The organism is Roseicyclus sp., assembly GCF_052168335.1.
Taxonomy (GTDB): domain Bacteria; phylum Pseudomonadota; class Alphaproteobacteria; order Rhodobacterales; family Rhodobacteraceae; genus Roseibacterium.
This window is the reverse complement of record NZ_JBQLZP010000701.1, coordinates 1-2,461: the sequence shown is the minus strand read 5'-3', so window position 1 is coordinate 2,461 and position 2,461 is coordinate 1. Positions and strand designations below refer to the sequence as shown.

The window sequence follows — 2,461 nt, the reverse complement described above, 5'->3', positions numbered from 1 at the left end:
ACCTGCTGGACCGTCACATGACCGAGTTCGACGACTTCCGGACGCAGCTCGTGAACCTGCGCGACGGGCTGAGCGGCGAGCTGCGACTCGCCCTCGGGGGCGATGTCGGGGCGGGCGTCGTGCTGTCGGCGGTGCGCGACTTCGAGGAGGCGTTTCCGGGCGTGTCCGTGGACCTCGCGACGGCGGACGGCGCCGGGCCGCTCCACCGGCGGGAGGCCGACCTCGCGATCCTCACGAACCCCGAGACCGACGACGCCATCGAGGTCGTGCATGCGCAGCGCGTCGCGCTGGCGGCATGGCAGGGGGCGGCGGGGACGGCGCCCGCTGGCCTCTGGGAGGTGGTTTCGGGCCGCCTTCTCCTGCCGCCCGAGGGCACCGGGTCGCGCGCCGCCGTGGCACACGTCCTGCGCCGCAACAGGCTCGAGACCGGGACCGTCACGACCTTGCCCGCCTCCCAGGTCCTCCAGCAGCTCGGGCCGGGCGCGCGCACCGCGATCTTCCCCGAGACGGCGATCGAGCCCGCGGCCGATCCGCCGCGGCGACTGCCGCTCGCGCTCGGCGACGTGCAGCTCTGCGTCCTGCGCGCCGCACGGGTGCCGATCATCCGCGCGGCGCAGACCTTCCTGACCGTGCTCCAGAAGCGGCTGGACGCGATGCCGCCGCACGGCTGAACGGTGGCGAGTCGCGCCGCCTCTCGAGACCTCTTGAATGTTATGTCATAACATTACATCCTGTGGTCCGGCGCGAGGGTCCGCGCCGCGTGAAGGGGACCAGGGAGACAGGGATGCAGGCCGTAGACACACGCCTTCCCGTGACCGTGCTGTCGGGATTTCTCGGCGCCGGGAAGACCACGCTTCTGAACCGCGTGCTCAACAACCGCGAGGGACGGCGCGTCGCGGTGATCGTCAACGACATGTCCGAGGTGAACATCGACGCCGACCTCGTGCGCGCCGAGACCGAGCTGTCGCGCACCGACGAGACGCTGGTGGAGATGTCGAACGGCTGCATCTGCTGCACGCTGCGCGACGACCTCCTGGCGGAGGTGCGCAGGCTCGCCGAGGCGGGGCGCTTCGACTACCTCCTGATCGAATCGACCGGCATTTCCGAGCCGCTTCCCGTGGCCGCCACCTTCGACTTCCGCGACGAGGCGGGCGAGAGCCTGTCGGACGTCGCCCGCCTCGACACGATGGTGACGGTCGTGGACGCGGTGAACCTGCTGCGGGACTATTCCAGCCACGACTTCCTGCGCGACCGGGGCGAGACGCTGGGTGACGGCGACGAGCGCACGCTGGTGCATCTCCTCACCGACCAGATCGAGTTCGCCGACGTGGTGATCCTGAACAAGGTCACGGATGCGGGGCCCGAGCGGACGGACGCCGCGCGCAAGATCATCCGCAGCCTGAACGCCGACGCGAGGATCATCGAGACCGACCATTCCGAGGTCGCGGCGGACGCGATTCTCGACACGGGGCTCTTCGAATACGAGCGCGCGCATGAGCACCCGATGTGGGCGAAGGAGCTCTACGGCTTCGCCGACCACGTTCCGGAGACGGAGGAATACGGCGTCGCGAGCTTCGTCTACCGCGCCCGGCGGCCGTTCGAGCCCGAGAAGATCCTCGCCGTCCTGAACGGCGAGATGCCCGGCGTGATCCGCGCCAAGGGGCATTTCTGGATCGCCACGCGCCCCGACTGGGTGGCGGAGTTCTCGCTCGCGGGCGCACTGTCGTCGGTGAAGCCGCTCGGCACCTGGTGGGCCGCCGTGCCGCGCGCCCGCTGGCCCGAGCACGACGGCGCGCGGGCCTACATCGGACAGCACTGGGAGGAACCCTGGGGCGACCGGCGGCAGGAGATCGTCTTCATCGGGGCGGGCATCGACTGGCCCGCGCTGAAGGCGCGGCTCGACGCCTGCCTCTTGCCCGAACACCTCGCGCCGGGGCCTGACGCGCTGCCCGATCTTCCCGATCCCTTCCCCGCCTGGCGCCGCCAGACCGCAGCCTGAGGACAGACCCATGAAGTCGTTTCTGACGCTCACCACCGCGCTTTCGCTTGCCGCGCCTGCCTTCGCGCACGACCACGACCTGCGCTATCGCCTGATCGTGGCCGACGCCGAGGCGGCCCGCCTGCACATCGTCGATCCCGGCGAGGGCGCGCCGCTCGCCCTCGACCTCGCGTCGCCCGCGCGTCTCTACCTCGGTCCCGACGGGCGGCACGCCTTCGCCGTGCAGCGGGAGGCGGGCGCGGTGCAGGTGCTCGACTCCGGCCTCGTGGAGGAGGATCACGGCGACCATTCCGCCCTGATTCTCGGGACGCCCGCGCTGCTGCCCGCCACGGTCAGCGGCGCGCGGCCGGTGCATTTCAACATGGACGGCGCGCGCGTCGCCATCTTCTGGGACGGCTCGGGGATCGCGACGCTTCACGACGCCTCCGCCGCCGTGCAGGGCCATCTCGCACCCGTCCTGGC

At 71.1% G+C, this 2,461-nt stretch carries 2 protein-coding genes and 1 pseudogene; all 3 read left to right on the top strand.

From position 1 onward, the window contains the following. Nucleotides 1-671, top strand: a 671-nt coding sequence (locus ACTS11_RS21325; RefSeq protein ID WP_442642283.1) for a LysR substrate-binding domain-containing protein, incomplete at its 5' end; no start/stop codon positions are given. Between the two features lie 113 nt (nucleotides 672-784). Beyond that, a complete protein-coding gene (locus tag ACTS11_RS21320; RefSeq protein ID WP_442642282.1) occupies nucleotides 785-1,999 on the top strand; it encodes a GTP-binding protein in 1,215 nt (404 codons plus the stop codon). 10 nt (nucleotides 2,000-2,009) lie between these two features. Beyond that, nucleotides 2,010-2,461: pseudogene (locus tag ACTS11_RS21315) on the top strand (hypothetical protein); the annotation flags it as partial.